The 19,176-nt window shown below is 68.0% G+C and carries 8 protein-coding genes and 1 pseudogene; 3 read left to right on the forward strand and 6 right to left on the reverse strand.

Translation table 11 applies throughout. From position 1 onward, the window contains the following. Positions 1 to 158: 158 nt before the first annotated feature. Positions 159 to 1,052: a hypothetical protein gene (locus JOF56_RS37185; RefSeq protein ID WP_209644106.1), complete on the forward strand. Its 894-nt coding sequence runs from the start codon at positions 159 to 161 to the stop codon at positions 1,050 to 1,052. 66 nt (positions 1,053 to 1,118) lie between these two features. Here the strand turns inward: JOF56_RS37185 and JOF56_RS37190 are convergent, their stop codons facing one another. Next, positions 1,119 to 1,391: a hypothetical protein gene (locus tag JOF56_RS37190; protein ID WP_209644107.1), complete on the reverse strand. Its 273-nt coding sequence runs from the start codon at positions 1,389 to 1,391 to the stop codon at positions 1,119 to 1,121. Between the two features lie 120 nt (positions 1,392 to 1,511). Further along, positions 1,512 to 2,282, reverse strand: a complete 771-nt coding sequence (locus JOF56_RS37195; RefSeq protein WP_209644108.1) for a thioesterase II family protein — start codon at positions 2,280 to 2,282, stop codon at positions 1,512 to 1,514. 173 nt (positions 2,283 to 2,455) lie between these two features. Between JOF56_RS37195 and JOF56_RS37200 the strand changes: the two genes are divergently transcribed. Then, the gene (locus tag JOF56_RS37200) at positions 2,456 to 5,116 is read left to right on the forward strand and encodes an AAA family ATPase (protein WP_209644109.1); all 2,661 of its coding nucleotides are present in this window, start codon (positions 2,456 to 2,458) and stop codon (positions 5,114 to 5,116) included. Between the two features lie 72 nt (positions 5,117 to 5,188). Here the strand turns inward: JOF56_RS37200 and JOF56_RS37205 are convergent, their stop codons facing one another. The 3 genes from JOF56_RS37205 to JOF56_RS37215 form a co-directional block, all read right to left on the reverse strand. Next, positions 5,189 to 6,151: an NAD-dependent epimerase/dehydratase family protein gene (locus JOF56_RS37205; RefSeq protein ID WP_209644110.1), complete on the reverse strand. Its 963-nt coding sequence runs from the start codon at positions 6,149 to 6,151 to the stop codon at positions 5,189 to 5,191. Between the two features lie 25 nt (positions 6,152 to 6,176). Continuing rightward, positions 6,177 to 7,484 carry a nucleotide sugar dehydrogenase gene (locus JOF56_RS37210; protein ID WP_209644111.1) on the reverse strand — a complete coding sequence of 436 codons (1,308 nt, stop codon included), beginning with the start codon at positions 7,482 to 7,484 and terminating at the stop codon, positions 6,177 to 6,179. Positions 7,485 to 7,599: 115 nt separating this feature from the next. Continuing rightward, complete coding sequence (locus JOF56_RS37215) at positions 7,600 to 8,286, reverse strand: PIG-L deacetylase family protein (RefSeq protein WP_209644112.1); 687 nt, start codon at positions 8,284 to 8,286, stop codon at positions 7,600 to 7,602. A 368-nt stretch (positions 8,287 to 8,654) separates the two neighbouring features. On the opposite strand from JOF56_RS37215, the pseudogene JOF56_RS37220 reads away from it, so the two are divergent. After that, a pseudogene (locus JOF56_RS37220) lies at positions 8,655 to 18,422 on the forward strand (SDR family NAD(P)-dependent oxidoreductase); the annotation flags it as partial. Here JOF56_RS37220 and JOF56_RS37225 read toward each other — a convergent pair. Continuing rightward, complete coding sequence (locus JOF56_RS37225; protein ID WP_209644114.1) at positions 18,389 to 19,138, reverse strand: TetR/AcrR family transcriptional regulator; 750 nt, start codon at positions 19,136 to 19,138, stop codon at positions 18,389 to 18,391. The pseudogene JOF56_RS37220 and the gene JOF56_RS37225 overlap by 34 nt on opposite strands. Between the last annotated feature and the right edge of the window lie 38 nt (positions 19,139 to 19,176).

Raw genomic sequence — 19,176 nt, forward strand, 5'->3', positions numbered from 1 at the left:
CCGTGCCCGGTTCGGGCACGGGTTTGTTCGTCATCACACCAGGAGGCAACGTGAGAGGACGTTTACATCTGCTTTGCTGCGCCGCGTTGACAGCGACGGCCGTGCTTCTGCCCACCGCCACAGCTTCGGCAGCGGCGTGCACATGGAGTGCGACGAGCTTGGCTGTGCCCATTGGCGCCACATGGGCACAGGTCCAAGCGACCGACCACCAGGGCGGCTACTCGGGGACGGCCTGGTTCCCCGCGAACAGCACGAGACACGTCGTGTCCTGGAAGAACGGCGGAATCACCGACTACGGCACGATTCCGAACACCACGGCGAGCCAGGTCCAGGACTCCAACCGGGCGGGAACACTCGTCGGCACGCGGCACAACGGCAGCCTCGGCGCCCAACGTTCCTTCCGTACCAACGGCGGCGCGATAGAAACTCTGCCGGCACCGCTCGAAGCCGTCTACTCCAAGGCGTACGCGATCAGCGACACAGGTGACGTCGTCGGCGGCCTCACGGACAGGCGCTCGGGCAAGCTGGCCGATGTCGCGGTGCGCTGGCCCGCGGGCCAGCCGGACCAGGTCGTCGAACTGGCGGGCGCACCTGTGGGTGCCCTGGCCGTGGATCTGGACGAGAACGGCACCGTCCTGCTGCGGATCCCGGACGCCAATGGGAACACCTGGCCGTACCTGTGGCGCGACGGCGTGACCACGCCGCTGAACCGGCTCCCTGGTGCGACAAGCATGCTTGGGAACGCCATCGCCAACGGCAGGGTGGTCGGGACGGTCACGACCTCTGCCGGCACTCAGGGCGTGTTCTGGGACAAGGACGGCGTTCCGCGTACTCTGCCGGGCAGCACGGCCGGGCGGTCCATCAACCGGGACGGCCTGATCGAGGGCGAGATCAGTTCATCGCCGGGCACTTCGGGTGTGTGGCGGCTCGGTACGTTCGAAGCGAACCTCGGTACCGACGCCCGCACGGAGACCGTCGGCGACGACGGCTCGATCGGCGGCTACCGCTACAACGGCGGCCAGTACCAGCCAACAGTCTGGCGCTGCGCGTAGTCCGTAGGGACTCGGGCGTTCTCCCGGCCGGCTCGGGCAGGCCCCGGTCAGCCGGGAGAGGGGTCGTCAGGCCTCGGTGAGCAGGCCGATCGCGCACAGGGAGCCGACCAGGACGACCATGTCGTAGCGGACTTCCGCAGGGTCTGCGTTCCAGTGGCCGGCCAGGATGGCCGCGGCGCGGTCGATGTCACCGTCGTGCTGCTTGAGCATGATCCACATGGCGGCGGCGGCCGGGGCGCACTCGACGTGCCTGCGCGTGGTGTGGCAGACCAGTTCCAGGTGGCCGTTCGGCAGCATCCGCTGGGTTACGCCGACCGCGGTGTTGATTGTCGTGGTCATTGTCTCTGCCTCCGAAGGCTCGATGCCGGTCGCTCTCAACTTGCTGTGTCCAGCATCGCCGCATCGGGTGTGATCAACCAGTGGGGACGCAGGCCAACCAGAGATGGGGCTAGCCCACCCCTACACATAGGGGTGCGCCGACCACTCGGTCAGCTGCCGCTCGACCGCCGCCAGGACCTGCTCGATCTGGGCGTGCAGATAGAAATGACCACCGGGGAACACCTTCGTCTCGCACGACGCGGTGGTGTGGGCGGCCCAGGCGGTCGCCTCCGGCAGTTCGGTCACCGGGTCGTTGTCGCCGACAAGGACCCGGATCGGGCAGCTCAGCTCGGCACCGGGCTGATGCTGGTACGTCTCAACGGCTTTGTAGTCACCACGAACCGCGGGCAGCACCATGCGCAGCAGTTCGTCGTCGCCCAGCACGCCGGGATCGGTGCCGCTGAGCTCCCGGAGAGCCGCGATCAGGCCCTCTTCGTCGCGCTGGTGGACGTATTCGACCCGTTGCACGGCAGGGGCCCGGCAGGCCGACGCGAACAGGCCCAGCACCCGTGTGCCGTGCCGTTCCAGGCGTCTGGCGACCTCGTAGGCGACCGTTGCGCCCATGCTGTGGCCGAACAGGGCCATCGGCCGGTCGGACCAGGCTCGCAGGTCGTCGACGATGCCGTCGGCCAGCTCACCCAGGTCGTCCACGCAGCGTTCGGCCCGGCGGTCCTGGCGGCCGGGATACTGCACGGCCACCATCTCGGCGTGCGGTGTCAATGCCCGCGACAGCGGGAAGTAGAAGGTGGCGGAACCACCGGCGTGCGGAAAGCAGACCAACCGGACGGGTGCGTCGTCAACAGCGTGAAATCTGCGGATCCACAGGCTGGATTCTTTGATCAGAGCTGCCATATGTCCATGATGCTCAGGGGTTACGGGCACCCGGCAACCCCTTACTTGAAACACCTCCTCGGTTACTGTCCGCTATTGCCCGTGACGCCATTCGAGGGACTTTAGGTCGCGGTTGGATGTGCTTGTCATCGTGGTGCCATCACCGTATCGACCGCGCCGTCAAAGGAGCTACGATGGGCGTGACCTGGGGGAAGATCCATCACATCGACTCAAGGCAAACGCTGGACCTACTTCGTGACAAGGTCACAGAGTGTTCATCAGGCACCGGCAGCGTCGTCCTGATCACCGGGGGAACCGCGAGTGGGAAGACCCATGTGCACAACGAGTTCGTCGATTACGCGGCGACTTCGGGAATCCTGACGCTCAGTGCGACCGGAGCCGCCGACGAGCGCCTGGTCGACGGCGGCGTGATCGATCAGTTGCTGGCGAATGCGGCACTGCCGGCAGAACTGTCCGATCGGTTCGGCGACATTCCCGGCGGTACGGCCGAGGAGCAGATCGGGGAGGTCTGCCGGGCGTTGCACCGACTCGCCCGTGAGCGTGCCGTACTCATCGCGGTCGACGATCTGCAGTACGTCGACAACAGCTCGTTACAGCTGCTGCTGCAGTTGCAGCGCAGGACCCGGTCGGCCGGACTGCTGATGGTGCTGAACCAGTCCGACCCGAGGCGGGGCAACGCTTTCACCACACAACCGCACCACCACGTCGAGCTGACAGCGATGACGGTCACCGCGATCGCCGAACTGATCGACGAATCCGAAGCGCCTGACCAGCTGGCCGCCGAGATCCACCGGCTCAGCGCCGGAAACCCCTTGCTGGCAAGCGCTTTGATCGACGACTACCGCCAGGACGGCGACATCGCCTGTGCGGGCGCCGGCTACAGCCAAGCAGTACGGACATTGCTGCACAGGTGGGGTTCGCCGGTCAACGAGGTCGCCACCGCGCTCGCGGTGCTCGACACGGACACCGACACTGAGGCTGTCGCGACCGTCTGCGGCGTTGGCCTGCACGACACCGAGACGGCGATGGGCGTGCTGACTGGCTTTGGTCTGGTCACCGACGGCCGGTTCCGGCACCCGAGTGTGACCGCGGCGATCCTCGATGCCCTGCCCGGGGAGGCGAAGTCCGAACTGCACCTGCGCGCTGCCGAGGTGAAGCACCAGCAAGCCGTTGCCGCCCCACAGGTCGCCGCGCACTTGCTGGCCGCGGGCGAGGCCGGCGCCGAGTGGTCGGCAACCGTACTGACCGAGGCCGCCGAGCACGCGATGCTCACCGACGACGTGGATTTCGCCACCCGTTGCCTGAATCTGGCCGCGTCGCTGGCCGTGGACGACGCCGAGCGCGAGGCGATCACCCGGCTGCTCGCGAAGATCACGTGGCGGGTCAATCCGTCGGGCGCGTCGTCGTACCTCGCGTCGCTGCGGCAGCCGAACCACGACGATCTGACCCTGCAGGTCCGGCAGTCGCTGTGGTACGGCGAGCGGGAGACCTTCGGCGGCGCGTTCGAGACGTTGACCAACTCGGAAGACTCGGTCGAATCCCGCACTGTCGCGGAATTGACGCTGGCGTCCTTATGGCACTACGGATCCGCCCCATCCCTGGACAGCTCTGCACCCGCGACGCCGAACGCGGACCCGTGGCAGCACACCGCTCGAACCCTTGCCACGGTCTGGCACAGCGGCGGCAACGACAACACGTCGGCTTGTGCGGAGCGCATCCTGCAGAACTGCCGGTTGTCCGACACCACATTGGAAGCGCTGGCAACCGCGATCCTTGCTTTGGCGTATGACAACAAGATCGACCGCGCCGAGGGGTGGTGCGCCTCGCTCAGCGAGGAGGCGGCTCAACGCGGCGCAGTGGCTTGGCGGGCCATGCTGGACGCTGTCTGGGCGGGCATCATCCTGCGCCGGGGTGACGCCGACGCGGCCGTAGCAATGGCCAGGGGAGCGTTGGCGATGTTGAGCCCGGCCAACTGGGGTGTGGCGATCTGCTATCCGTTGACCACGCTGCTGATGGCGCACACGGCGACAGGTGCGGTCAAGGCGGCCGTCGAGATCCTGCGCCACCCGGTGCCCCCTGCCGCGCTGAACACCGTGGGCGGCCTGCGTTATCTGCGTGCGCGCGGTCACTTCTACCTGGCCACCAACCGGGTTCTGGCCGCGGTGAGCGATTTCCAGGACTGCCGGCGGCGGATGTGCGACTGGGACGTCGACATGCCGACCCTCATCCCGTGGCGCACCGATCTCGCCGAGGCCAACCTGCACCTGGGAAACCCCAGTGTGGCAGTGGAACTGGCCAAGCAGCAGCTCGCCATGGCGGCCAAGACCGACTCCTACACCCACGCGACGGTGTGGCGAATCCTTGCCTCGGTGGGGAAACCGGCGGAACGGACCGGCTTGCTCGGCCGCGCCGCCGCCTGCTTCAAGGCCGCTGGGGACCATCTCGAGCTCGGCAGGACGTTGGAAGCGATGGGACAGCTCCGGCACGGCGCCGGCCAGGCCAAGCCCGTCCGGCCCAGCAGGCGGGCCGCTGTCCCCACGCCCAGGCCGATGCCGGCGCCGACGGGAGCCCGGGCACCCGAGGCGCCACCCAGCACCGAAACCCCGGAATCGACCATGCTCAGCGACGCACAGCTGCGCGTCGCCCAGCTCGCGGCACTCGGCCACACGAACCGTCAGATCGCGAACACGCTGTACATCACGGTCAGCACTGTCGAACAGCACCTCACGAGGGTGTATCGCAAGCTCGGCGTACCAGGCCGCAGCGCGCTGCCCGAAGACCCCGCACTCGTCCACGCGGCCGCCTCCATGACAGAGCATGGACCTGACCTGTGAAGGTCCTGCAAATGCCTCGAGAGCCGGTCACCCAGGTTCGGGCAGACCGGCTCTCGAGGGGCTGAGAATCGTTCAGTGTGCGCGTTTCTCGGCGATGATGTCGCTGATGATGTCGGACAGCATGCGGCGCGGCTGGAAGCCGATCTGCTCGCGGGCCTTCTGGGCGTTCGGGATCCGTCGTTGCATGTCCTCGTATCCGGCCCCGTAGGCCTGCTCGTAGGGGACCTTGACAATGGTGCTCGTGGATCCGGTCGCCTGGATCACCCGGTCGGCGAGTTCGAGGATGGTGGTCTGCTCGTTGCTGCCGAGGTTGAACACCGTGCCGTGCGCCGACTCGTCGGCCAGCAGGGCCACCAGCGCGGGCACGACGTCGTGCACGTGACAGAAGCAGCGGGTCTGCTGGCCGTCGCCGAACACCGTGATCGGCTCGCCGGCCAGGGCCTGGTCGACGAAGCGTGGCACGACCATGCCGTAGCGGCCGGTCTGGCGGGGACCGACCGTGTTGAACAGCCGGACGATGACTGTGCGCAGGCCGTACTCGGCGGCGTACAGGTAGGCGAACGTCTCGTCGAGAGCCTTGGCCTCCGCGTACGACCACCGGTTCTTCAACGGCGAGCCGATGATCCGGTCGGACTCCTCAGTGAGCCCGTCGGAGGTGTTCTTGCCGTAGATCTCGCTGGTCGACGCCACCAGGATGGGGACGTCGTGGCGCAACGCGGCCTCCAGCACCGATTCGGTGCCGTGCAGGTTGGTACGCAGGCTGTCGAGCGTCTTGTCCAGGATGGTGAACACGCCGACCGCGGCGGCCATGTGGTAGATCGCGTCGACCCCGTCCATGCACGAGTCGACAGTGGCCGCGTCCACAATGGAACCTTCGACGAAGCGGAATCCCGGGTGGCCGGCGACCGCGGCGAGATTGTCCTTGGTACCCGTGCTGAGATCGTCGAGCACGACCACCTCGTGGCCGAGCCCGAGCAGATGCTCGGTGAGGTGTGAACCGATGAAACCGGCACCGCCGGTGATCAGGCAACGCAATGGTCAGTCCTTTCTTGCGGTGCGCTCACGCCGGCAGGCGCATGCGGGAGTCAGCCGGGGAGAACCGGTATGTGGCGTCTACGACCGTCTCGCAGTGCGTGACCCATTCGTAGTCGTGTCCGGGGTGGACGGTGTGGATCAGTGCGACGTCCCAGTCGCCGCCGTTGGGCTGGACCGTGCTCTCCAGCCAGGTGCCGTTCGACGGCTGCAACGTGGGCACCAGGGGGTCGTAGTAGCCGACCTTGGCGCCCTTTTCGACGAGCAGGTCGATGATGTCCAGCGCGGACGAGGCGCGAACGTCCTGTACACCGGGCTTGTAGGTCACGCCGACCACGACGATCCGGGTGCCGGCCATTCCCTTGCCGATGGCCGAGAGCGTGTTGAGCACCCGGTCGACGACCTGCCTGGGCCGGTCGGCGATCGCGTTCATCGCCTGGGTGACCAGCGGTGCGGTGGTCTGCGTGGAACGCAGCTGCCACAGCAGGTAGTGCGGGTCGCAGGGGATGCAGTGCCCGCCGACGCCCGGTCCGGGGTAGAAGGGCATGAAACCGTAGGGCTTGGTGGCCGCGGCGTTGGTGACCTCGACCGGGTCGATGTCGAACCCGGCGCAGATCTCGGCGAACTCGTTGGCCAGCGAGATGTTCACCGCACGGAACGTGTTCTCGTACAGCTTGGTCATCTCGGCGGCTTCCGGCGAGTTCACCGTGTGCACGGCCGGGGTGAGCGTTCGTATGACACGCTCGGCCATCGAGGTGCACTTCGCGGTCACGCCGCCGAGCACGCGCGGCGTCTCCGCCTGCGTGTGGGTGACGTTGCCCGGGTCGATCCGCTCGGGGCTCGATGCGACGAAGATGTCCTCACCGATCGTGAAACCCCTTGCCCGCAACGGCTTCACCAGCATCTGTGAGCACGTGCCGACGTAGCTGGTCGACGTCAGGATGAGGGTCTGGCCAGGCTGCGCGTAGGCCACGAGCGCCTCGCACGCGCCGCTGAGCGGACGCAGGTCCGGCAGCAGGTACGGGTCCAGCCCGGTCGGCACGCACACCAGGACCGCGTCCGCCTCGGCCATCCGGGCGCCGTCGGTGGTCAGCTGGAAGGTCTCCTGGTAGAGCGACTTCTCCAGCCGCCGGTGGTCGGCCTCGATCAGGTCGACGTCGCCTGCCCGGATGGCGTCGACGCGGCGCTGGTCGCGGTCGATGCCGATCACGGTGATCCCGCCCTCGTGCAGGCCGAGCGCGGTCGGCAGACCGACATAGCCCATCCCGATGACGGCGACTGACGAAAACCTCTCCAGTCCGGCTGGAACGCCGGTCTCGACAATAGCCTGAGTCATTTCCTCTCAACCGCCTCTGCTGTGAAGTTCCCCACGTAGAAATGCTTCCCTTTGGCCAGACCCGCAGCGGGTCGCGCGAAGCGGCAAATGCTTCCCCTGATCCCGGTTTTCGTGATCACTGGTGCACGGTCCGGACGATCTCGAACGCCTCGGCCAGACCGGTGGCCACCTGTGAACCGCGATATTCGGCAAGTGCCCGCACACCGCGCTCACTGCGCGGGTTCGGCCACTCCTCAAGCTCCTTGCCGTAGGCACGCAAAGCTTCCAGCTTGCGGTCCACATGCTGTTCGTCGAGCGACTCCCAGCAATTGGGCCGGAAGCCCGGCTGCAGTCCGGACGCCTCACCGATGTCGGTGGCCGACCGGATCTCGTAGGCCCTGATCTGTTTGACACTGCCTTTGCCGGGGCGGCCGGCGACCCGCGCGGCCCGGCTGACGAGCTGGTGGTCGACGCTCAGGTCGGCCATGCTCGTGGTGAAGATGGTGTCCGGCTCGAAGTCGCGGACCTCGCGCTCCACCACCCGGTTGAGTTCCAGATGGCCCACGGTGTCCAGCCGGTTGTCGCCGAACTCGTTGACCTGGATCCGTTCGATGCCAAGAATTTTCGCGGCCAGCTCGATGGCCGAGATACGGTTGGTGACCCCGTTTCCCGACTCCGAGCGTGAACCGTCGTCGTTGGTCAGCACACAGAGTGCGACCGTGACCCCCTCGTCGGCCAGCTTGGCGATTGTGCCGCCGGCGCCCAACGTCTCGTCGTCGCCGTGCGCGGCCACTACGAGCAGCCTTTGTATCGTCCTGCGCATACCGATCCCAGCCTCACGCTTTCACACGGGCGACGTACCGAGAACCGGACAATCGCCTGAATTGGCGAACAAAAATGTTCCTCGACCCGTCGTTTGGTTGATTGGCAAAGCGAATCAAGCAGGCCTGTCCGCCAGCAACCCCTAAACGGGATCTAAAGAGGACGACCACGATCCGGGCCGGCCTTCCGGTAGGGGGAGTTTCGCGGACTCGCGGCGCGCCGGCGGCTAGTGGTCGGCGACCGATAGGGGTGTTGTGGCGGCACGGACGTCGGCATCGTGGCCGGTGGAATGTGACTCGTCCGGGTGCCGGCAAGTTCCACAGTGAGCTGCGGGAGAAAAGAGGACACGTGAGCAAGTCCGAGGATAAACTGGTCGGTGCGCTCCGTGCGTCGCTCAAGGAGACCGAGCGGCTCCGTGAGCAGAATCGCAAGCTCGCCGACGCCGGCCGGGAGCCGATCGCCATCGTCGGGATGGCGTGCCGGTTCCCCGGCGGGGTGAGCACTCCGGAGCAGCTGTGGCGGCTGGTCGCCGACGGCGTCGACGCGATCGGGGAGTTCCCCGCCAACCGCGGGTGGGACCTCGACCGGCTCTACGACCCCACAGGTGAGCGGCCAGGCTCCAGCTACGTGCGGGAGGGCGGTTTCCTGCACGACGCCCCGGACTTCGACGCGGACCTGTTCGGGATCAGCCCGCGTGAGGCCCTGCTGATGGATCCGCAGCAACGTCTGCTGCTGGAGACCTCGTGGGAAGCCTTGGAGCGGGCCGGAATCCCGCCGCATTCGGTCAAGGGCAGCCCCACTGGCGTCTTCGCCGGCGTCATGTACCACAACTACCCAGGCAGCTACGGCTCTTCCGGTGTCGTGTCCGGCCGGTTGTCCTACACGTTCGGGCTGGAAGGCCCGGCGGTCACGGTCGACACCGCGTGCTCGTCCTCGCTTGTCACGCTGCACATGGCGGTTCAGGCGCTACGCACGGGGGAGTGCACGCTGGCGCTGTCCGGCGGTGTGTCGGTGATGTCGACCCCGCGTACCTTCGTCGAGTTCAGCCTGGACAACACACTGTCCCGGGGTGCCCGCTGCCGGACGTTCGCCGACTCCGCCGACGGTACCGGCTGGTCCGAGGGCTGCGGAATGCTGGTGCTGGAGAAACTTTCCGACGCGCGGCGCAACGGCCACCCGATCCTCGCGGTCATCCGCGGCAGCGCGATCAACCAGGACGGCGCGTCCAACGGTATGACCGCGCCGAACGGTCCCGCGCAACAGAAACTGATCCGTCAGGCGCTCGCCAACGCCCGTCTGACCGCCGACCAGATCGACATGGTCGAGGCACACGGTACTGCCACCACGCTCGGCGACCCCATTGAGGCACAGGCCCTTCTGGCCACCTACGGCCAGAAGCGCGAGGAGCCGCTCCGGCTTGGTGCGATCAAGTCCAACATCGGGCACACCCAGGCCGCGTCCGGCGTGGCCGGGGTGATGAAGGTCGTGCTCTCGCTGCAGAACGGCTTGATGCCCAAGACGTTGCACGTGGACAAGCCGACCCGGCACGTCGACTGGGCTGCCGGCAAGGTGGAGCTGCTCACCGAGGCGATGCAGTGGCCGCGCAACGGGCATCCTCGCCGCGCCGCCGTGTCCTGCTTCGGGCTGAGTGGTACCAACGCGCACGTGATCCTCGAGGAGGCACCGGAGCCAGCTGAGACCGGGGACGTGCCGCGGGACAGTGCCGCGATCGCGCTGACACTGTCCGGCCGTACCCCGAAAGCCCTTCGCGCACAATGCGAGCGGCTCGCCGGCTACGTGCGTGAGCACCCCGAACTGCCTCCGCTCGACACCGCATACACGTTGGCCGCCCAACGCACGCACCTTGAGCACCGTGCCGTCGTCGTCGGTCATGATCTTGAGGAATTGATGACCGGGCTGGAAGGCCTGGCGGCGGGGGAGCCCGTCACTGGGACCTTCACCGGCGTCGCCCGTGGCGAGTCCACGACCGCGTTCCTGTTCTCCGGTCAGGGATCTCAGCGCACCGGGATGGGACGCGAGCTGGCGGCATCGTTCCCGGCGTTCGCCGAGGCGTACCGTGCCGCGTGCGAGGCGCTGGACGAGCACCTCGACCGGCCGCTGCGCACGGTGATCGACGAAGACCCGGAAGCTTTGGCACAGACTGGTTACACCCAGGCCGCTCTGTTCGCGGTCGAGGTCGCGCTCTTCCGTCTGGCCGAATCGTGGGGCCTGAAGCCAGATTTCCTGTGCGGGCACTCGATCGGTGAATTGGCCGCGGCACACTGCGCGGGCGTCTTCTCCCTGTCGGATGCGGCCGCGTTGGTCGCCGCACGCGGCCGGTTGATGCAGGCATTGCCTGCGGGCGGGGCGATGGTGGCGATTGAGGCCACGCCTGACGAAGTCGCCGCGCGAGCAGGAACCGTGGACATCGCTGCTGTCAACGGTCCTCGCTCAGTGGTGATCTCCGGCGAAGAAGACGCCGTCCTCGCGGTGGCCGCACAGTTCGAGGCCGAGGGCAGGCGGACGACCCGGCTGCGTGTGTCGCACGCGTTCCACTCCCGGCTGATGGAGCCGATGCTGGCCGAGTTCCGCGCCGTGGCCAAGCGGGTGACCTATGTGGACCCGGATCTGGACGTCGTCTCCAGCGTCACCGGAGCGCTGGTCGACCGCGAGCTGTGCGATCCGGAGTACTGGGTGCGCAACGTTCGCGACACCGTCCGGTTCTCCGACGCGGTCCGCGCTCTGCAAGCGTTGGGTGCCAACCGGTTCCTGGAACTCGGCCCGGACGCGCCCCTGACCGCTGTTGTGCCGCAGTCGCTGGCCGGCTCGCCGGAATCCGTTGTTTCGGTGGCTGCTCTGCGCCGAGACGTGCCTGAGGACGTCGCCATCGCCAACGCGCTCGCCACACTGCATGTGCGCGGTGCGTCGCCGGACTGGAAGTCCTACTACCAGTCCCGTGGCGCGACACCGGCGGCGTTGCCCACCTACGTTTTCCAGCGGGAGCGGTTCTGGCTGGAGGCCTCGTCCGGCGCGGGCGACGTCACCTCGGTCGGTCTCGACCCGGTGGACCACCCCCTGCTCGCTGCGGCGACACTGCTCGCCGACGCCGACGGAATCGTGCTGTCCGGACGGATCTCGGTCGCCACCCACCCGTGGCTGGCCGACCACGCTCTCGGTGGCTCGATTTTGTTGCCCGGCACGGCATTCCTGGAGCTGGCGATCCGAGCCGGCGACCAGACCGGGTGTGCACGAGTCCAGGAGTTGACCCTGCACGCGCCGCTCGTGCTGCCCGAGAAGGGCGCTGTCCGCATCCAGGTGCGGGTCGGTACCCCAACCGAGAACGGCTCCCGCTCGCTGAACATCTACTCGCGCGCCGACGATCTCGCCGCAACCGCCGCATGGACCCAGCACGCCAGCGGCATGCTCGCCGCAGAGCCGACGACCGAGCCGTTCGACCTGAGCGCATGGCCGCCTGCGGGCGCCGACGCGATCGACATCGACGGCATGTACGAGATGCTGGCCGAGCAGGGGATCGGGTACGGCCCGGTGTTCCAGGGGGTGCGGGCGGCATGGCGGCACGGCGAGGAGATCTTCGCCGAGGTGAGCCTTCCGGACAACGCCAAGGCGGGAGCCGAGACGTTCGGGCTGCATCCCGCGGTGTTCGACGCCACGCTGCACGCCATCGGGCTGAGCTCGGCCGCCGGTGAGGGCACCAACCTGCCCTACTCATGGTCCAATGTGGAACTGCTGGCCGCCGGTGCGGCTGCGGTCCGGGTACACGTCCGGCCGACGGGTGACAGCACTGTTGCGCTGCGTCTGGCCGACACCAGTGGCGTTCCGGTCGCATCGGTGGAGACGCTGACACTGCGCGGGATTTCCGAGGAGCAGTTGGCCGCGGCCCGCTCACGCCCGGACGCCACGTCCGATTCCCTGTTCTGGGTGGACTGGGTGCCTGCCGCCCTGCCTCAGGCAGCTGAGGCCGACTACGGAGTGTTGTGTGTGGACACTGGTACGGACGCCGAATCGGCCCGTGCCGGGATACATCACGTGCTGGCTGAGCTGCAGGCGCGGCTGGCTGAGGAGAACTCCACACCGATAGTGGTGCTGACGCAGGGTGCGGTGGCATTGCCCGGCGAGACGCTCACCAACCTCGCCGGCGCTGCGGTGGCCGGTCTCGTTCGCTCGGCACAGGTCGAGAACCCAGGACGTTTGGTGCTGGTAGACGCCGACACCGAGCCCACGCCTGGGCAGCTCGCCGCGATCCTGGCGATGGACGAGTCGGCAGTGGCGCTGCGTGGCGACGTCATCCAGGTGCCGCGCCTGGCACGTGCCGCGGCCGTCTCGGACGCCGTCGCGCCGGACTGGTCCGCTGAGGGCACCGTGCTGGTGTCCGGCGGGACGGGCGCGCTCGGCCGGCTGGTGGCCCGGCACCTGGTGCGCCAGCACGGCGTACAGAAGTTGCTGCTGGTCAGCAGGCGAGGGGCAGCAGCGCCCGGAGCCGACGAACTGGTCGCGGAATTGACCGAGCTCGGTGCCGAGGTCTCGGTTGCCGCTTGTGACCTTGCCGACCGCGACGCCGTCGTAGCGCTGCTGACCGAACACCGGCTTGCCGCGGTCGTGCACACGGCTGGCGTCCTCGACGACGGAGTGCTCTCGTCGCTCACCCCGCAGCGGATGGACGCGGTGTTCGGCCCGAAGGCAGACGCTGCCTGGAATCTGCACGAGCTGACCCCGGCCGATGCCGCTTTCGTGACGTTCTCCTCTGCTGCTGGTGTGCTCGGCGCGCCAGGGCAGGCGAACTATGCCGCCGCGAACGCCTTCCTTGACGCCCTCGCGCAGTTCAGGCGTGCGAACGGTCTGCCGGCGCACTCGTTGGCCTGGGGCATGTGGGAGTCGGCCGATGGTGTCGAGGGCATGGCCGCTGACGTGAAAGGCAAGCGGGGCCTCGACGCGTTGACACCTGAGGACGGCCTGGCCCTGTTCGACGCGGCGACCGCCGCATCCGAGCCGGTACTGGTGCCGATCAAGCTGGACCTGGCTGGAATGCGTGCCTCCGGTGCCGTGCCCGACCTGTTGCGTGGCCTGGTGCCTGCGGCCCGCCGCACGGTCTCCGACCGCGCTGCCGGTGTGGATTCGTTGCTGGGCAAGCTGATCCGGCTTCCCGCGACGCAGCGTATGGACCGGCTGCGCGAACTCGTGATCACCCACGCGGCGAAGGTGCTCGGCCACAGCTCGACCGAACTGTTCGACCCGGAGCGCGTGTTCAAGGACCTCGGTTTCGACTCGCTCACCGCGGTGGAGCTGCGCAACGGGCTCAACGAGGCCACTGGGTTGTCGCTGTCGTCGACGCTGGTGTTCGACTACCCGACCGCCAACGACCTCGCCGCACACCTGTACGAGGCGCTGCTCGGCGACCTTGAAGCTCAGGACGACACGGCCACGACCATCCGGATCGCGTCCGACGAGCCGATCGCGATCGTCGGCATGGCCTGCCGGTTCCCCGGCGGGGTGACGAATCCGGGCCAGCTGTGGGACCTGGTCGCCTCGGGCACCGACGGGATCACAGACTTCCCGGCCGACCGCGCGTGGGACATGGACCACTGGATGGACCTCGTCGCTCCCGACGGCGGCACCCCGCAGGGCGGATTCGTCTACGACGCCACCGACTTCGACGCCGCGTTCTTCGGCATCAGCCCGAACGAGGCCGTGATGATGGAGCCGCAGCAACGGATGCTGCTGGAGTCCACCTGGCAGGCACTGCAGGGTGCCGGGATCGACCCGTTGCGGTTGAAGGGCAGCCAGACCGGCGTGTTCGTCGGCGTGATGCAGTCCGACTACGACCCGGGCGAGACCGAGCAGAGCGGGATGCACCGCGGATCCGGCGCGCTGAACAGCGTGGTATCCGGCCGCGTCGCGTACGCGTTCGGCTTGGAAGGCCCCGCTGTGTCAGTGGACACCGCATGCTCGTCCGCGCTCGTGGCGCTGCACCAGGCCGTGCAGGCATTGCACAGCGGGGACTGCTCACTGGCGCTTGTCAGCGGCGTGTCCGCGATCACGTCGCCGGTGCCGTTCGCGCACTTCGTCGACGGCGCAGTGGCCCGCAACGGCCGGTGCAAGCCGTACTCCGCGGACGCCGACGGGTTCGGCTGGGGCGAGGGCGTCGGTGTGCTTGTGGTGGAGCGGCTTTCCGATGCTGAGCAGAACGGACACGACATCCTCGCTGTGATCCGGTCCACCGCGGTGAACGCCGATGGCGCGTCCAACGGCCTCACGGCGCCGAGTGCACCCGCGCAGGAGCGGCTGATCCGGCGGGCACTGGCCGTCGCCGGCCTCCAGCCGTCCGAGGTGGACATCGTTGAGGGTCACGGCGCCAGCACGCCGCTGGGCGACCGCATCGAGACGTCCGCGCTGCTGGCTACGTACGGCGCTGACAGGCCTGCGGACCGGCCGTTGTGGCTGGGGTCGATCAAGTCGAACATCGGGCACACCCAGGCCGCGGCCGGTGTGGCTGCCCTGATCAAGATGGTGCTGGCGCTGCGCAACGGCCAGATGCCCAAGACCTTGCACGTGAACGAGCCGACGCCGGAAGTCGACTGGTCATCGGGTGCGGTCCGGTTGCTGGAGGAGACGACGCCTTGGCCGGATGTGGCTCGTCCGCGCCGCGCGGGTGTGTCGTCCTTCGGTTACAGCGGAACCAATGCCCACGTCATTCTCGAACAAGCAGCCGCGACCCCACTGGTCGAAGAAGCTCCGGAACCCGCCGCCATCCCTGACGGCGCGAATGTGCTGCCGCCGTTGGTGCTGTCGGCGCGTACCAAGGCCGCGCTGCCCGACCAGGCAGACGCCCTGTTGGCGCACCTGACCAAGCATCCTGAGCTCGACCTGGTGGACGTCGGATACTCGCTTGCCTCCCGTCAGTCGGAGTTCCAGTTCCGGGCGGCTGTGGCCGGGGCTGACCGCGACGAACTGCTCGCCGGACTGTCCACTTTGGCGCAAGACGCCGGTACAGCGGTGACCGGCCGGGCACGTTCAGCCGGCAAGACGGCGTTCCTGTTCCCAGGCCAGGGCGCCCAGCGCGCCGGTATGGGCAGTGCTCTGCACAACGCTTTCCCTGTTTTCGCGCAGGAGATCGATGCGATAAGCGCACGGTTCGAGACACATCTCGGCACCTCGGTGCGCGATGTGCTGTTCGCCGAAGCTGGTTCGGTGACCGCGCAACTGCTTGAGCAGACGACGTACGCCCAGGCTGCGATGTTCACCATCGAGGTCGCTCTGTTCCGTCTGCTGGAATCGTGGGGACAGCGGCCTGACGTGCTGCTCGGCCATTCTGTCGGCGAGATTGCCGTTGCCCATGTGGCAGGCGTGCTGTCGTTGGACGACGCGGTCAAGTTGACAGCCAACCGCGGGCAGTTGATGCAGGAGATGCGCGCTGGTGTGGTGTTCGCGATCGAGGCGACCGAGGACGAGGTCGCGGCGGTACTCGATGCCGGTGCCGACATCGCGGCGGTCAACGGGCCCCGCGCGGTTGTGGTGTCCGGCCAGGAGCAGGCGGTACAAGCGGTTGTCGAGTCCTTCACCGCTCAGGGCAGGCGGACCAGCCGTCTGGACATCGGCAGTGCCGTGCATTCCTCGCTCATGGACGACATGCTCGACGAGTTGCGTGAGATCGCCGAGGAGCTGACCTATCAGGAGCCCCGCTTCACTGTGGTGTCCACAGTGACCGGTGCGCTGGTGGGCGAGGAGATGCGCGATCCCGGGTACTGGGTCGACAATGTCCGTCGCACAGTGCGGTTCCTCGACGGTGTGCGGACTTTGCAGGCCGACGGCGTGCACCGCTACGTGGAGCTGGGGCCGGACGGCGTGCTCTCCGCGTTGGCGCAGGCGATCGTGCCCGACACCGACGACGTCGCGTTCGTGCCTGTGCTGCGCAAGGACCAACCTGAGGTGACAGCGGTGCAGTCGGCCGCTGGGCGGTTGTACGCGATCGGGGCGGGTCTGGACCCGAAACGGCTCTTCGCCGGACGCGGCGCACGGATTGTGCCGCTGCCGGGCTACGCCTTCCACCGCACGCGTTTCTGGCCGGACGTGGACATGGACGCACGCCGGGCCAAGGGCGACTTGGGCTCGTCCGGACTGAACGCGACCCGCCATCCGCTGCTCGGCGCGTCGCTCACGGTCGCGGACTCCTCGACGGTCGTGCTGACCGGGCAATTGTCGACGGCAGCCCAGCCGTGGCTGGCCGATCACACCATCGATGGCACGGTCGTGTTCCCTGGGGCAGGTTTCGTCGAGCTGGCGATCCAGGCCGGGGACGAGACAGGCTGCGGGCGGCTTTCCCAGCTGACCCAGCGCGCGCCGCTGGTGCTGGCCGACGATGCCAAAGCACAGATCCAGGTCGTTGTCGGTGAGCCGGACCCGTCCGGTGAGCGGCCGGTGACGATCCATTCCAGGCTGAACGACACCGGATCATGGACCTGCCACGCCGACGGCCTCCTGTCGACGGACATCGCAGACGAGCCCGCCGTGGATACGCAGTGGCCGCCTGCGGGTGCGGTGCCCATCGATGTGACAGAGCTTTATGACGAGCGGGGCCTGCGTGCCGCCTGGCGCGCTGGTGACGATGTGTTCGCCGAGGTCGTCCTCGACGTGCAGGCGGACCGGTTCGGTCTGCACCCCGCCGTGCTGGACGCGGCGTTGCACACGATCGGTCTGTCCAAGATGGACAAGACCAAGGCGCCCTTCGAGTGGACGGGCGTCACCCTGTACGCCACAGGGGCGGCGGCGCTGCGAGTCCGCGTCACGCCAGCTGGCCGGGACAAGGTCGCGCTTGTGCTGACCGATCACTCCGGCGCGCCGGTCGCCAAGGTCGACTCCTTGGCGCTCCGCAAGCCGAAGCCGATCAGCACCCGGAACGCCAAACGGGGCAACAAGACTGCCGGTAGGACAAGCAGGCGAACGGCGGCACCTGCTGCCGTGGACACGATGACACTGCGCCAGCAGTTGGCCGGTCAAACGGGGGAGCAGCAGGACAAGACGCTCCGGACGTTCGTGCTCGACCACGCCGCGGCATTGCTCGGCTACAGCGACTCGGACGTGATCGACCCGGACGCGCACTTCCTTGAGGCCGGCTTCGACTCGCTCACCGCGGTTCAGCTGCGCAACAACATCAATGCCGTGACCGGGTTGAAACTGCCCGCAGCGGTGGCCTTCGACTACCAGACGCCAGTCGGCCTCGCCACGCACCTGCGTCAGGCTCTTGAGCCGGGCGAGCAGGAGCGGGCTGCCGAGGCTGACGGGCTCAAGCAGTTGTTCGTCGAATCGGTGCGGGCAGGCAGGGTGCAGGACGGCGTCGCGCTGCTGGCGTTGGCAGCCAACCTGCGCCCGTCGTTCGAAAGCATGGCCGACCTTGCCGATCCGCCGAAGCCGATCCGGCTCGCCGAAGGCCCGGCTGACCAGCGCAAGGTCCTGTGCCTGCCGACACCGGCCGGGATGGGCGGCGCATACCAGTACGCGAAGCTGGCATCGCACCTGCGGGGACGGCGTGGCGTTGCCGCGCTGCCGATCCCTGGTTTCCTGGCAGGCGAGCCGCTTGCGGCCAGTGCCGGCGCGATCGTCGAAATGCTGGCGGAAAGCGCCCGGCAGGCCGCGGGTGGCGAGCCCGTCGCACTGCTCGGACACTCGTCCGGTGGCATCCTCGCCTATGCGGTGGCCGCGAACCTGGAGCGGGCCGGTCACCCGGTCGCTGCGGTGGTCCTGCTGGACACCTACTCAGTGGACGAAAGTGGCGACGAGGTCGCGGACACCGTGTCCGACATGGCGACCGGCATCCTTGAGCGTGAGGAGCAGTACGGGCCGTTCGACCGGGCCAAGCTCACCGCGATGGCCCGTTACCTTGCCCTCATCGAGGACATCGAACTGGCCGGGGTCACCGCGCCGACCGCGTTGCTGTTGCCGGAGAAGCGGTTCAGCACGCAGGGCGACGAGGCCGGCCGGGTGGACGACGACCCGCGTACCTGGCAGTCGACCTGGACCCGGGCCGACGCCGTGCTCAGGATTCCCGGTGATCACTTCAGTGTGGTCGAGGGTGACGCGGCGACGACCGCTCAGGCAGTGCACGACTGGCTGTCGTCGCTGTGAGTACTGCTGTGTGCCTCGATGCCGTCCAGCAGCCGGTCCAGTCCGAAGTCCACTTCGGATACCTCCCAGAACCGGCCGTCGGACATCATCGAGGCCACGAGCGGGTACCCACCGCCTTTCAGCAGGGGTTCGAGGAACGCCTGCATGGCGGCGGTCCGTTCGGCCGTGATGTGACCTTCGGTCTGGCCACGGGCCCGCGCCGCGGCGCTGCGTGCGAAGCCGTCCAGCAGCAGGGCGCTGCCGAACAGCTCGCCGTGCGCCAGCCCGGTCCCGGCGAGCGCCTGGAGCAGGATCTCCATCCAGCGCAACAGGTTCGGTGTGACCGGCGCGCCCCGCAAGGGGATGTCCAGCAACCAGGTCCGAGTGCGGTACCGGTCGATCGCGGCTTGCGCCCATGCCTTGGCGGTGGCACGCCAGTCGCCGTCACGGACGAGGTCGCCTGGTGGCGGTCCCCAGCCAGCGTCGGCGAGCAAGACCGTCAATTCCTCCTTGGAGCTGACGTAGCGGTACAGCGCGTTGGTGGTGAAACCGAGCTGGGCGGCGATGTTCGGCATCGACGCCGCCGCAAGGCCGTCGTCGTCCGCCAGTTCGACGGCGGCCTCGACGATCTGGCCGATGCTGTGCGCCGGTTTCGGGCCGCGCCGGCTCGCCGGCGTGACTCCCCACGCCAGAGTCAGCCCCGGGGGCAGTAGGTGGGCGTTTTCGCTGTCCAGCATGGTCGGCGTCTTCCGTCGGAGGTGCTCGGGCGGTAAAC

It is taken from the genome of Kibdelosporangium banguiense (genome assembly GCF_017876405.1).
GTDB lineage: Bacteria > Actinomycetota > Actinomycetes > Mycobacteriales > Pseudonocardiaceae > Kibdelosporangium > Kibdelosporangium banguiense.

Bases quoted from the DNA above. Each gene is read 5' to 3' on its own strand.
- JOF56_RS37200 (WP_209644109.1), top strand. From the start codon at position 2,456: ATGGGCGTGACCTGGGGGAAGATCCATCACATCGACTCAAGGCAAACG.
- JOF56_RS37210 (WP_209644111.1), bottom strand. From the start codon at position 7,484: ATGACTCAGGCTATTGTCGAGACCGGCGTTCCAGCCGGACTGGAGAGG.
- JOF56_RS37215 (WP_209644112.1), bottom strand. From the start codon at position 8,286: ATGCGCAGGACGATACAAAGGCTGCTCGTAGTGGCCGCGCACGGCGAC.
- JOF56_RS37225 (WP_209644114.1), bottom strand. From the start codon at position 19,138: ATGCTGGACAGCGAAAACGCCCACCTACTGCCCCCGGGGCTGACTCTG.
- JOF56_RS37195 (WP_209644108.1), bottom strand. From the start codon at position 2,282: ATGGCAGCTCTGATCAAAGAATCCAGCCTGTGGATCCGCAGATTTCAC.
- JOF56_RS37190 (WP_209644107.1), bottom strand. From the start codon at position 1,391: ATGACCACGACAATCAACACCGCGGTCGGCGTAACCCAGCGGATGCTG.